This window comes from Microbispora sp. ATCC PTA-5024 (assembly GCF_000511135.2).
Classification (GTDB): Bacteria; Actinomycetota; Actinomycetes; order Streptosporangiales; family Streptosporangiaceae; genus Microbispora; species Microbispora corallina.
On sequence record NZ_KI866526.1, the window covers coordinates 350,812 to 363,480 of the forward strand.

Below are 12,669 nucleotides of genomic sequence, written 5' to 3' on the forward strand. Positions count from 1 at the left end.
GGGCCCCCGGCCCCGCCGTACGGCGGCCCGCCGCGCGGCGGGGGCGCTCTGGCCGTACCTGCTGGTCGCGCCCGCAGTGGCGGGCTTCATCTGCCTGCTCGTGTACCCGTTCGCCCGCAGCCTGGTGATCTCCGTCCAGCACTTCCGGCTGGGCGAGCTCATCCGCGGCGGGGCCCGGTTCGTCGGCCTGGCCAACTACGCGGAGGTGCTGGGCGGCCCCGAGTTCTGGAGCGTGGTCCGCCGGACGTTCGTGTGGACGGCCGTGAACGTCGGGCTGATCATGGTGATCGGCACCGGGGTCGCGCTGATGCTGCCGCACCTCGGGCGGCGGATGCGGCTCGCGGTGATGAGCGGGATGGTGCTCACCTGGGCCACCCCGGTCCTGGCCGCGACGACGATCTTCCAGTGGCTCTTCCAGTCGCGGCTGGGCGTGGTGAACTGGCTGCTCGTCCGGCTCGGGCTCGGCTCGTTCGAGGACTACACGTGGTTCGCCGACGGCACGGCGACGTTCGCGATCCTCGTGGCGCTCGTGGTGTGGCAGTCGGTCCCGTTCGCCGCGCTGACGCTGTACGCCGGGCTGACGACCATCCCGGCCGAGCTGTACGAGGCGGCCAGGATCGACGGGGCGAGCGCCCGGCAGGTGTTCGCCCGGGTCACCTTCCCCATCCTGCGCCCGCTGTTCGGGCTGATCACGTCTCTGGAGATCATCTGGGTCTTCACCTGCTTCGCCCAGATCTGGGCGATCAGCCGGGGCGGCCCGGACGACGCCACGACCACGCTGCCGGTCCACGCGTTCCTGATCGCGCAGTCCCTGCACAAGTACGACCTGGGCTCGGCCGTCTCGACGCTGACCGTGCTGATCCTGCTGGCCGTCCTCGTCGTGCACCTGCGGCGCATGTTCCGACACGAGGGGGAGCAGGCATGAGGCGCGTGACGCTGAACCTCGCGGCGCTCGCGGTCCTGGTGGTGTCGGTCTTCCCGGTCTACTGGATGGCGGCGACCGCCTTCACGCCGACCGTCGACATCCTGTCCGAGACCCCGAGCCTCTGGCCGGCCCGGCCGACCCTCGACCACTTCGCCACCGCCGTACGGGCCGCCGGGTTCTGGACGTTCTGGCGCAACAGCCTGAGCGTCACCGTGAGCGCCGTGCTGCTCGCGCTGGCCGTGGCGCTGCTCGCGGCGTTCGCGGTGGCCCGGATGCGCTGGCGGGGGCGGCGCGGGTTCATCCTCATGGTGTTCGTGGCCCAGACCGCGCCCTGGTCGGCGCTGCTCGTGCCGGTGTACATCATCGCCCGCGACGCCGACATGCTCGACCGGCTGTCCACCCTCACCCTCGTCTACTTCGTCACCACGCTGCCGTTCACGATCGTGACGCTGCGGGGCTTCATCGCGGCGATCCCGCCCGAGCTGGAGGAGGCGGCGCTGATGGACGGCTGCGGCCGGGCCGCTGCCTTCCGGAGGGTCGTGCTGCCGCTGCTCGCGCCCGGCCTGATGTCCACCTCCCTGTTCGGGTTCATCACGGCCTGGAACGAGTTCGCCTTCGCCAACGCCCTCATCATCAAGGACCAGGGGGACCGGACCCTGCCCATCTGGCTGTCCACCTTCAGCAACGTCTTCGGCACGGACTGGGGCGCCACCATGGCCGCCGCCACGCTCTTCATGCTTCCCGTGCTGCTCGTGTTCCTCGTCCTCCAGCGCCGCGTCGCCTCCGGGATGATCGTGGGCGCGGTGAAGGGATGACCTGACGTGATGATTCCGCGGCCACGTGAGATGGCCGTGCTCGGGGGTTCCGTCACGCTCCACGACGGCCTCGTACGGCACGCGCCCGACGACCCGTCCCTCGGCCCCGAGGGCTACCGGCTCGACGTCACCCCCACGGGGGCCGAGGTCACGGCCGGCGGTCCGGCGGGACGCCACTACGCCCTCCAGACGCTCGCGCGGCTCGGCCCCGAGGCGCCCTGCTGCCGGATCGAGGACCGGCCCGCCCACCCCTGGCGGGGGGTGATGCTCGACGTCGCCCGGCACTTCATGCCCAAGGAGTTCGTGCTGCGGCTCGTCGACCTGATCGCCCTCCACCGCCTGAACACCCTGCACCTGCACCTGACCGACGACCAGGGGTGGCGCCTGGAGATCAAGCGCTATCCGCGGCTCACCGAGGTCAGCGGCGCGCACTACACGCAGGAGGACGTCAGGGAGATCGTCTCGTACGCCGCCGACCGGTTCGTCACGGTCGTCCCCGAGATCGACGTGCCCGGGCACGCCCAGGCGGCGATCGCGGCCTATCCCTGGCTCGGCAACCAGCCGTCCCGCCGGCTGCCCGTCTGGGACGGGTGGGGGGTGAGCGAGCACATACTCAACCTGGAGGAGGCCACGATCGCCTTCTGCCGCGACGTGCTCGACGAGGTCATGGACCTGTTCCCCGGCCGGTACGTCCACCTCGGGGGCGACGAGTGCCCGCCCACGGAGTGGGAGCACAGCGAGGCGGCGCTGCGGCGGATCGCCGAGCTCGGGCTCTCCGGCCCGGACGCCGCGCGGGCCTGGTTCACCGCGACGCTGGGCGAGCACGTCGCCTCCCGCGGACGCCGGCCGGTCCACTGGTACGAGAAGCCCGACGGCGCGCCCGGGTCGACGGCCATCACCTGGCTCGACGACGAGAGCGGCCCCCGCGCCGCCCTGGAGGGCCTCGACGTCGTGCTCGCGCCGCACACCAGCACCTACTTCGACTACCCGGCCGACGCCCCCGGGCCGCACGGCCGGATGCTCACCCTCGCCGACACGTACGCCTTCGCGCCGCCCCCGGCGCCCGAGGGCGCGACCGGCCGGATCCTCGGCGTCCAGTGCCAGCTGTGGACCGAGTACATGCCCACGCCCGAGCACGTCGAGTACATGGCCTTCCCCCGGCTGTGCGCCTTCTCCGAGGTGGCGTGGGGGACGGCCGGCGACTACCCGGACTTCCTGCGCAGGCTCGGCCCCCACCTGGAGCGGCTCGGCGTCAGGCAGGGACCGGTCATCCCCTAGCCACTCCCCGGTTTCCTCATCCCCCAACGAAAGGAACCACCGTGCCCAGGAAACTGCTGTGGGCCGGCCTGCCGGCCGTCCTGGTGGCCGCGTTCGTCGCGGCGCCTCCCGCCGACGCGGCGCAGTCGCTGCGCCTGCAGTACAAGACCAGCGCCACCGGGGCCACGGCCGACCAGGCCGAGCCGTGGTTCAACCTGGTCAACGGCGGCGCCTCGGCCGTGCCGCTGTCGGGCGTCAAGATCCGTTACTACTTCAAGGCCGACTCGGCGTCGCAGCAGTACCGCTTCGCCTGCTCGTGGGCGGTGGTCTCCTGCTCGACGGTCACCGGCTCCTTCGGGACGATCTCCCCGGGCACCGCGACCGCCGACCGCTACCTGGAGGTCGGCTTCACCTCCGGCACCCTCGCGGCCGGCGCCCAGACGGGCGACATGCAGCTGCGCTTCTACCGCTCCGACTGGCAGACGCTCAACCAGAGCGACGACTACTCCTTCGGCGCGGCCAGGACGACGTACGCCGACTGGGACAAGGTGGCCGTCTACCAGAACGGGAACCTGGTCTGGGGCACCCCGCCCGCCGGCGGGGGCCCGTCGCCCTCGCCCTCCCCGTCCCCCTCGCCGTCGACCAGCCCGGGCGGCAGCGGGGTCGTCTTCGACGACTTCGCCTACAGCACGTCGTCCGACCCGGCCATCACCGCGCACAACTGGACGGTCCGCACCAACAGCGGCGGCCCGGGCGTGCCCGGCGCGAGCTGGCCGGCCTCGAACGTCAGCTTCGCGGCGGTGAGCGGGAGCAACAAGGCCCTCCAGCTCCGGGCGGCCACGGACGGCACCTCCGGCGGCACCTCCCAGGCCGAGTTCCTGCACCAGCGCAAGTTCTTCGAGGGCACGTACGCGGCCCGGGTGAAGTTCTCCGACGCGCCGGACAGCGGGCCCGACGGGGACAACATCGTGGAGACGTTCTTCACGATCACCCCGCTGGCGTACGACCTCGACCCGAACTACAGCGAGCAGGACTTCGAGTACCTCCCGAACGGCGGCTGGGGCGCCCAGGGGCCGATCATGTACACGACGACCTGGGAGACCTACCGCAACGAGCCCTGGCTCGCGGTCAACGTGCACAACGAGCAGACGGCCAGCTACAACGGCTGGCACGACCTGGTGCTGCAGGTCGCGAACGGCAGCGTGAAGTACTACATCGACGGCGTCCTGTTCGCCGAGCACGGCGGCGACTACTACCCCGAGACGCCGCAGTCGGTGAACTTCAACCTGTGGTTCATCGGCGGCGGCCTGCTCGGCGCCTCGACCCCGCGGTCGTACACCGAGCAGATCGACTACTTCTACTTCTCGAAGAACGAGGTGGTGGCACCCGGTGACGTCACCACCCGGGTGAACGCGTACCGGACGGCCGGGACCACCTGGAAGGACACCGTCCCGATGCAGTGAGCCGAGGACGGCGGGCCCGGGGCACACTCCGGGTCCGCCCCTCCTCAGTCGAGCAGGTCGGGGTCGCTCGCCAGGATCTGGTCGAGCAGCGGCTGGAAGTTGAGCCAGCCGACGAAGTCGTTGCCGATCTGGCCGTGGGTGAGCTTGGCGTTCTCGTGCGAGATCGGGACCGTCGGCCCAGCGGCCTTGGCGAGCAGCTGCGCCTGGCAGCTGCGCTCCATCGTGATGAACCACCAGGCGGCGGCCTCGACCGAGTCGCCCACGGTCAGCAGCCCGTGGTTGCGCAGGATCACAGCTTTGTGCGAGCCGAGGGCCTGGGCGATCCGCCGGCCCTCCTCGGTCTCCACCACCACGCCGGTGTAGTCGTCGAACAGGCCGTGGTCCTCGTAGAACGCGCAGGCATCCTGGGTGAGCGGCTCCAGCAGCGTGCCGAGCGACGACAGGGCCTTGCCGTGCACCGAGTGGGAGTGCGCCGCGGCCACCACGTCGGGACGGGCCTGGTGGACCATCGAGTGGATGGCGAACGCGGCCTGGTTGACGTGGTGACGGCCGTCCACCACCTGGCCCTCGTGGTTCACCAGGATCAGGTCGCTCACCCTGATCTGCCTGAACGACATCCCGAACGGGTTCACCCAGAAGTGGTCGGTGTGCTCGGGGTCGCGGGCCGTGATGTGTCCGGCCACGCCCTCCTCGAACCCGAACCTGCCGAACAGGCGCAGGGCCGCCGCCAGGCGCTCCTTGCGGTGCCGCCGCTCGTCGGCCGCGTTCTCGAACGCCGGGGGCGTACGGAAGGCGAGCCGGTCGGCGGGGACGGGCTGGAGATCGGACAGGCTCATCGCTGCTCCAGGGGACGCATGGTGGACCGGGGGAGTCCACGAGGATCTACCCGTCCAGCCTGGCCCGCCCGCACGTCCCCTGTCCACGGCGGAACCGAATTTTCGTCCGGTCACCCGGGCTCACCGTGCGGGCGGCCTCGACGATCGCCAGGTCAACTGGGCGGCAAAACTGCATAAGCGTGGCGCGTCCCGGCCGTCGCGGGCGAAGGGCCGTATTCCCATATCGGTAATCGCATACGTCACTACGTCGCGGAAAGGCTGACAATGGCGCACTTCAACCGGATGGGCTTGACAGCGTTGTCCACCGTATTCATCGCGTTCGCGGCCCCGACGGCCGCGCTCGCCGCCGACGACCCGGGCCCCGTGGCGGCGCCGGCGGCGGGCGGAGGGCCCACCATCACACGGAACACGCCCGCCGCGGCGGCGCAGCCGGCCGCCGACCCCGCGACGGCCAAGGGACTGGTCGTCCAGGTGCTGAGCCTGCTGAGCCCGAAGGACGTCACCACGATGTCGTGGCAGTCCCTCATGAAGACCTTCAATCTCAGCAAGGAGGCGGCGCAGGCCCTCTTCACGATCATCGCGCTCGGCGACGACCCGGGTATGTATCAGCACATCCCCGAGGGCTGCGTGGAGCTCGCGATGCACACCGCCTGGGACCTGATGGACCGATGGGACCCGACGGCGGCCGAAGGCGGCCGGTGAGGCGGCGGCGTCCGGCCGTCGTGGCTTAGAGGCATCTCATGTGAGGAGACCGCCGCCCAGCGCGGGCGCGGCCTCCTCCATGTTCGGGGCCGATCGCGGGGCTCGGCCCCGCGGCGGCCTCCGATCAGATGATGCCGCCGTTGGCGCGGAGGACCTGGCCGTTCACCCAGTGGCCCGCGGGGCTCGCCAGGAAGGCGACCACCTCGGCGATGTCCTCGGGCGTGCCGAGGCGCTCCAACGGCGGCTGGGCGGCGAGGTGGGCGAGCCGCTCCTCGTCGTTGGCCTCCAGGAGCAGCTCGGTGACGGTGGGGCCGGGAGCGACCGTGTTGACCGTGACGTCCCGGCCCCGCAGCTCGCGGGCGAGGATCAGCGTGAGGGACTCGACCGCGCCCTTGCTGGCCGCGTACGCCGCGTACCCCGGGAAGGCGAGCCCGACGACCGAGGAGGAGAAGGCGACGATCGAGCCGCCCCGGCGCAGCCGCCGGACGGCCTGCTGTCCGATCACGAACGTCCCGCGCACGTTGGTGCGGATCAGGCGGTCGAAGACGTCGAGGTCGTAGTCGGCCAGGGGGGCCAGGTCCATCCGGCCGGCGGCGTTGACGACCACGTCGACGCCCCCGAACCGCTCCTCCGCGAGGTCGAACATCCGCGCCACGGCCTGCTCGTCGGCCACGTCGGCCTGGACCGCGACGCCCTCGCCGCCCGCCTCGCCGACGGCGGCGACGACCTTCTCCGCGGCGTCCGCGCGGCCGCTGTAGCCGACGACGACGGCGTAGCCGTCCGCGGCCAGGCGCTCGGCGACGGCGCGGCCGATGCCCCGGGAACCTCCCGTGACGATCGCGACACGCCTCGTGGTCGTCTCCGGCGTGGTGGTGCTCATATCGGTGCCCTTTCCGTTCCGCGGGTGTGCCGTACCGCCGGGCGGCGCCCGCGCGCCGTCCGTGCCGTGGGGGATGTCCAGATCAGGAGGGGGTGGAGGTGTCGGAGAGCCGGCCCAGCCACTCCCGCAGCAGGGCCGTCTCCGCCTCGGTGAGTGCAGCCGGGGGGCGGTCCCGCAGCAGCGCGCCGAGGGTGGCCGCCGCGACCGCCGTACGCCCGTCCTCGGGGGCGTCGTCCGCCGCGGTGGGCGGGACGGTGACCGCGTCGATGACGGCGTCGCGCACCCGGGTGGAGAACTCGGGGTCCGCGTAGATCGCGGGCCGGGAGATCAACGACAGCGCGACGCCCGAGTTGGCCGACATGACCATGTCGGCGGCCGTCTCCGGCGAGACCCGCAGGCGCCCGGCCGCCGCGCACCGCTCCAGGACGGCGAGCAGCAGCCGGTGCGCCTCGGCCGCGGCCTCGGGCGGCGCGGACAGGCCGGGCGACCACATCAGCCGGTAGTAGTTCGGGTTGTCCACGGCGAAGGCGACGTGGTTGTCCCATCCGTCGCGCAGGTCCCGCACCGGGTCGTCAGACGGCTGCGCCGCCCGCTTGCTCGAGAGGTACTGCTCGAAGCCGTAGTCGACGACGGCCGACAACAGCCCTTCCTTGTCCCCGAACTGCCGATACAGCGCCGGCGCGCCCACGCCGGCCGCCTCGCAGACGGCCCGGGTCGAGATGTCGGCCTCGGGCGCCTGCGAGAGCAGCCCCGCGGCCGCCTCCAGTATCCGCGTTCTCACGTCCACGTTATCGACGATAACACGGCATGCGAATCGGCGCTACCTCTGGTTCGTATCGGCGTTACGACCGGCCGGTGTAGCGCCGGAGGTGCCGGGCGGTGAGGGAGGTTCCGGTCTCCACGAGGTCGGCCGGGGTGCCGGAGAAGACCACGCGGCCGCCGTCGTGGCCGGCCCCCGGGCCGAGGTCGACGATCCAGTCCGCGTGGGCCGTCACAGCCTGGTGGTGCTCGATGACTATCACGGTGTTGCCGTCGTCCACCAGGCGGTCGAGCAGGGCGAGGAGCTGGTCGACGTCGGCGAGGTGCAGGCCGGTGGTCGGCTCGTCCAGGACGTACGTCGTGCCGTTCCTCGCCATGTTCACGGCGAGCTTGAGCCGTTGCCGCTCGCCCCCCGACAGCGTGGTGAGCGGCTGGCCGAGGGTGAGGTAGCCGAGGCCCACCGCCGCCAGACGCTCCAGGATGGTCTGGGACTGCCCGGTGGCGAAGAACTCCCGCGCCTCGGCCACCGGCATGCCGAGGACCTGGCTGATGTTCTTCCCGCGCAGCCGGTAGGTCAGCACCTCGGAGGTGAACCGCCTGCCCTCGCACTCCTCGCACACCGAGGCCACCTCGGCCATCATCGCGAGGTCGGTGTAGATCAGGCCGATGCCCTTGCAGGCCGGGCAGGCGCCGTCGGAGTTGGCGCTGAACAGGCCCGGCTTCACCCCGTTGGCCCGGGCGAACTCGGCCCTGATGGGGTCGAGCAGGCCGGTGTAGGTGGCCGGGTTGCTCCGGCGGGAGCCCCGGATGGGTGACTGGTCGGCCACCACCACGCCCTCCCTCCCGGCGACGTACCCGTGGATGAGCGAGCTCTTGCCCGACCCGGCGACGCCGGTGACCACGGTCAGCACGCCGAGGCCGATCTCGACCAGCGAGTCGAGGGTCTCCAGGAGGGTCTCCAGGACCGGCCCCACCGACCGGTCGCCGATCCCGCGGACGAACGCGGCCAGGTCGTCGATCTGCATGGCCGAGCACTCGGTGATCGTGCGGCCGGCGACCACGGCCGACCGGGCGGCCTCGTTCAGCCGCGTGCCGTCGCAGGCGGGGCAGCGGGTGAGCCGGATGGCCCGGTCGGCGAACGCCCGCGTCGCGGACTGCATCGACTCCCGGTCCTTGGCCAGGTAGAGCCGGCGGACCTTGACCACGAGCCCCTCGAAGGTGACGTTGCCGGAGCCGATCCGCACCTTGGTCGGCGGCTTGTGGAGGAAGTCCTCCCACTCGTCCGGGCCGTAGTCCTTCAGCTTTCGGTCGGGGTCGAACAGGCCCGAGCGGGCGATCAACTGCCAGTGCCAGGTGTCCACGCCGAACCCGGGCACGGTGACGGCCCCCTCGTTCAGCGACAGCTCCCGGTCGACCAGGGCGTCCACGTCGATGTCCGAGACCCTGCCGAGCCCCTCGCACTCGGGGCACATGCCCTCGGCGCGGTTGAAGCTGAACGCGTACGGCGGGCCGGCGTGCGGGACCCCGAGCCGGCTGAACAGGATCCGCAGCATCGTGTGGGCGTCGGTCGCGGTGCCGACCGTGGAGCGGGCGTTCGCCCCCATCCGCTCCTGGTCGACGATGATCGCTGCGCTCAGGTTGCGCAGCGCGTCGACGTCGGGGCGGCTGCGGCTCGGCATGAAGTTCTGCACGAACGCGGTGTACGTCTCGTCGATCAGCCGCCGCGACTCGGCCGCGACGGTGTCGAAGACGAGCGACGACTTGCCCGATCCGGAGACCCCGGTGAAGACGGTGAGCCGCCGCTTGGGGATGTCGAGCGAGACGCCGGTCAGGTTGTTCTCCCTGGCGCCGCGGATCTGGATGAGGTCGTGGCCGTCCGCGGCGGTGTGGTCCGATGCGCGGGGGTCGTCGAGCTGCGGGACGTTCGCTGGGGAACCCACGGGATCCTTCCTGTCGTGATGCGTCGGTGAGGTCGGGGGAGTGTCACACCGGCCGCTGCAGGGCCCTGGCCCGCCGGGCAGCCACCCGCGAGCCGGACTCCCGCCGCGCCATGCGGCGCAGCACCACCGGCGCCACCGCGAAGCCCAGCAGCGCCCAGGCGCCGAGGACGCCGGCCGTCTCCAGGTGACGCCAGGAGTGGCCGATCTCCGCCGCGGCGAGGTCGCCGGGCAGCAGCGCCGAGCGCAGCCCGAGGCCGAGCCAGTACAGCGGGAAGGCCTGGGCGACACCCTGCAGCCATCCCGGGAACGCCGTGACGGGGTAGAACACCCCGGAGATCGCCATCAGCAGCATCACCGGCAGCGTGACCACGCCCATGCTCTGCGCGCCCTCGAAGAGCGAGCCGAGGACCGCGCCGAGCGGCAGCAGCGCGACCAGGCCGAGCGCCGTGACCCACGCCAGCGTGACCCAGGACGACGCCTCGCCGAGCCGGAGGCCGTCGAACAGGAACGCCGCCGGGACCAGCGGGACGAGCAGGCCGGCGAGCGCCGTCCCGGCCCGGGAGACGACCTTGCCGGTCAGGTAGCCCACCACGCCGTTCGGGGTGGCCCTGGCGCGCAGCAGCGTGCCGTCCTCCCGGTCCATCGTGAGCGCCATGGCGAGCGCCATCATGCCGTTGAGCACGACGTTCATCCCGAGGATGCCCGGGACGGCCTGCGAGCCCAGCGAGAACCTTGTGCCGGGAACCGTGGAGTTCCGCAGCAGGTACATCACCACCAGCGCGACGGCGGGGAAGAACAGCGCGCCCCACACCTCCTGGGCGTTCGTCACGCTCTGGCGGAACTCGACGCGCCCGCGCTCCAGGCCCGCGCGCAGGGCGACGGCGCGGGCGCCGCGCACGGTTGCGGACTCGACGGCGCGGGCGCCGCTCATGCCGCCTCCTTCGTGGGGCTCGACGGCGGGGGCGCGGCCGACGTTGGGCTCGACCGCGGGGGCGCGGCCGATCCGCCCGCTCACGCGGCCACCTCCGCCAGCTCGCCGGGGGCCTCGGTCCGCCGCCCCGACTCGAACTCGCGGACCATGGCCAGGTAGACGTCCTCCAGCCGCGGCCTGCGCACCTCCAGGTCGCCGATCCGCTCGCCGTACCGCGCGAACAGCTCGCGGACGAAGCCCGTCGGGTCCTCGACCTCGTGCGTGTGGGACTCGCCGTCCCGCGTGTACCGGACCTCCGCAGTACGGGCGACCCGGGCGGTCAGTTCGGCGGCGGTGCCGTCCGCCACGATGCGCCCGGCCACCAGGATGAGGATCCGGCCGGCGAGCCGCTCGGCCTCGTCGAGGTCGTGGGTGGTCAGCAGGATCGTGGTGTCCTCCAGCCCGGACAGCCGGTGGACGAGGGCGTGGAACTCCTGCCGGGCCCGGGGGTCGAAGCCCACCGTGGGCTCGTCGAGGAACAGCAGGTCGGGCCTGCCCACCAGGCCCACGGCCACGTCGAGCCTGCGCCGCTGGCCCCCGGACAGCCTGGCGATCGCCGTGTCCGCCTGCTCGGTCAGCCCGACGAGCGCCGTCAGCTCGTCCGGGTCGTACGGCCGGGGACGTCCCGCCGTGCCGTACGGCGTGTAGTAGCGGCCGAGGTGGGCGAGCAGCTCGCGCACCCGCCACCTGCCGTGGTCGCGCCACGACTGCAGCACGATGCCGAGCCGCGCCCGCCACGCCTCGCCGCCGCGGTCCGGGTCGGCGCCCAGCACCCGGACCTCCCCCGCCGAACGCCGGCGGAACCCCTCGAGTATCTCGATCGTGGTCGTCTTGCCGGCCCCGTTGGGGCCGAGGAGGGCCACCACCTCGCCCCGCCGCACGCGCAGGTCCACCCCGCGCAGCACGTCGGTCGTCCCGTAGCGCATCCGCAGGCCCCGGGTCTCGATGACCGGTTGACGGTCGTCCGCCTCCGCTGTTTCGTCGTTCGTGCCGACATCCATGGGTTCAAGTCTCTCATTGAACCTTCCAGTGAAGACTTTTCGCCGATTCCGCCCGCGTCCACCGTGTTCGGGAGGCGGTAACCTTCAACTCCCCTGTGGAAGCGCTCGGAGGCGGTGACGATGACGCGGGAGAAGGCGGGGCTGCGGCCCGTCGACCTGGCCCGGCTGGCGGGCATCTCCGCCCAGCAGGTCCGCAACTACGCGGACGCGGGGGTGCTGCCCCCGGCGCCGCGGAGCCCGGCCGGGTACCGCACGTTCGACGGTCGGCACCGGCGGGCCCTGCTGACCTATCGCGTCCTGGTCCGGGGGTACGGCTGGGAGACGGGCCGGGGGGTCATGCAGGCCGTGCACGCCGAGGACGTGCCCCGCGCGCTCGCGCTCGTCGACGCCGCCCACGCGGCGCTGCACGACCAGCGGCTGTCGCTCCGGGCCGCCGGGGAGGCGCTGGAGTCGGTCGCCGTCCAGGCCCCGGACGCCGCGGCCGCGCCGCGGCCGGCCCTGCGGATCGGCGAGATGGCCGCCCACCTCGGCGTGCGCGCATCAGCCCTGCGCGTCTGGGAGTCCGCCGGGCTCCTCACCCCCCGCCGCGACCCCGCCACCGGCTACCGGTCGTACGGCCCCACCGAGCTGCGGGACGCGCGGATGATCAGCATGCTCCGGCAGGGCCGGTACCCGATGCCCCAGATCAGGCAGATCCTCGACGGCCTGCGCCGTACGGGCAGCAGCGACGCGCTCCGCGCGGCCATCGCCCAGCGCCAGGCCGAGCTGACCCGGCGGGCGGCGGCCATGCTGGAGGGCGCGAGCGTCCTCCACCACTACCTCTCGGGCGACGAGATCCCCGCCTCGCCGTCCTGACCCGGCCCCGGGCGCAGGAGGCGGGCGACGAGCTCGGTCCGGTTGGACACGCCGAGCTTGGCCAGCACGTTGCGCAGGTGGCTCTCCACCGTGCGCTCGCTCAGCACCAGCCGGTCCGCGATCTGCCGGTTCGACAGCGCCCGCGCGACCAGCGCGGCCACCTCGCGCTCGCGCGGCGTGAGCGGGTCGCGCCGCCCGGCCCGGCGTACTGCTGCCAGGACGCGGCCGAGCCGAAGCGGCTCGACACGTGCGACCAGTCGGTCAGC

13 protein-coding genes are annotated in these 12,669 nt (G+C 72.5%); 6 read left to right on the forward strand and 7 right to left on the reverse strand.

All coding sequences use genetic code 11. The features are described from left to right. From MPTA5024_RS32340 to MPTA5024_RS32355, 4 genes are all read left to right on the forward strand, one after another. Window positions 1-925, forward strand: a 925-nt coding sequence (locus MPTA5024_RS32340; protein ID WP_198167525.1) for a carbohydrate ABC transporter permease, incomplete at its 5' end; no start/stop codon positions are given. Then, window positions 922-1,740: a carbohydrate ABC transporter permease gene (locus MPTA5024_RS32345; protein WP_036331468.1), complete on the forward strand. Its 819-nt coding sequence runs from the start codon at window positions 922-924 to the stop codon at window positions 1,738-1,740. The genes MPTA5024_RS32340 and MPTA5024_RS32345, both read left to right, overlap by 4 nt. Before the next feature lie 9 nt (window positions 1,741-1,749). Continuing rightward, window positions 1,750-3,018 (forward strand): beta-N-acetylhexosaminidase, encoded by a 1,269-nt coding sequence (locus MPTA5024_RS32350; protein WP_232326737.1) that lies wholly within the window; start codon window positions 1,750-1,752, stop codon window positions 3,016-3,018. A 41-nt stretch (window positions 3,019-3,059) separates the two neighbouring features. Then, entirely contained in the window at window positions 3,060-4,460 is a 1,401-nt protein-coding gene (locus MPTA5024_RS32355; protein WP_198167526.1) for a cellulose binding domain-containing protein, read from the forward strand. Window positions 4,461-4,504: 44 nt separating this feature from the next. Here the strand turns inward: MPTA5024_RS32355 and MPTA5024_RS32360 are convergent, their stop codons facing one another. Next, entirely contained in the window at window positions 4,505-5,296 is a 792-nt protein-coding gene (locus tag MPTA5024_RS32360; RefSeq protein ID WP_036331473.1) for a class II aldolase/adducin family protein, read from the reverse strand. Between the two features lie 297 nt (window positions 5,297-5,593). Between MPTA5024_RS32360 and MPTA5024_RS32365 the strand changes: the two genes are divergently transcribed. After that, entirely contained in the window at window positions 5,594-5,998 is a 405-nt protein-coding gene (locus MPTA5024_RS32365; protein WP_157099848.1) for a hypothetical protein, read from the forward strand. 124 nt (window positions 5,999-6,122) lie between these two features. On the opposite strand, the gene MPTA5024_RS32370 is transcribed toward MPTA5024_RS32365, so the two are convergent. From MPTA5024_RS32370 to MPTA5024_RS32390, 5 genes are all read right to left on the reverse strand, one after another. Then, a complete protein-coding gene (locus MPTA5024_RS32370) occupies window positions 6,123-6,878 on the reverse strand; it encodes an SDR family oxidoreductase (RefSeq protein WP_036331477.1) in 756 nt (251 codons plus the stop codon). A gap of 82 nt (window positions 6,879-6,960) precedes the next feature. Beyond that, entirely contained in the window at window positions 6,961-7,665 is a 705-nt protein-coding gene (locus MPTA5024_RS32375) for a TetR/AcrR family transcriptional regulator (protein WP_036331480.1), read from the reverse strand. 55 nt (window positions 7,666-7,720) lie between these two features. Beyond that, a complete protein-coding gene (locus tag MPTA5024_RS32380; RefSeq protein WP_036331482.1) occupies window positions 7,721-9,577 on the reverse strand; it encodes an ATP-binding cassette domain-containing protein in 1,857 nt (618 codons plus the stop codon). 43 nt (window positions 9,578-9,620) lie between these two features. Further along, complete coding sequence (locus MPTA5024_RS32385) at window positions 9,621-10,592, reverse strand: ABC transporter permease (protein WP_232326738.1); 972 nt, start codon at window positions 10,590-10,592, stop codon at window positions 9,621-9,623. Further along, window positions 10,589-11,548, reverse strand: a complete 960-nt coding sequence (locus tag MPTA5024_RS32390) for an ABC transporter ATP-binding protein (RefSeq protein ID WP_084370181.1) — start codon at window positions 11,546-11,548, stop codon at window positions 10,589-10,591. The genes MPTA5024_RS32385 and MPTA5024_RS32390 overlap by 4 nt, the downstream gene beginning before the upstream one ends. A 120-nt stretch (window positions 11,549-11,668) precedes the next feature. Between MPTA5024_RS32390 and MPTA5024_RS32395 the strand changes: the two genes are divergently transcribed. Beyond that, window positions 11,669-12,403, forward strand: a complete 735-nt coding sequence (locus tag MPTA5024_RS32395; RefSeq protein WP_036332062.1) for a MerR family transcriptional regulator — start codon at window positions 11,669-11,671, stop codon at window positions 12,401-12,403. Here the strand turns inward: MPTA5024_RS32395 and MPTA5024_RS42870 are convergent. Beyond that, window positions 12,364-12,669 (reverse strand): helix-turn-helix domain-containing protein (locus MPTA5024_RS42870; protein WP_198167527.1); only part of this gene is annotated, 306 nt, incomplete at its 5' end. The two genes, MPTA5024_RS32395 and MPTA5024_RS42870, sit on opposite strands and share 40 nt — an antisense overlap.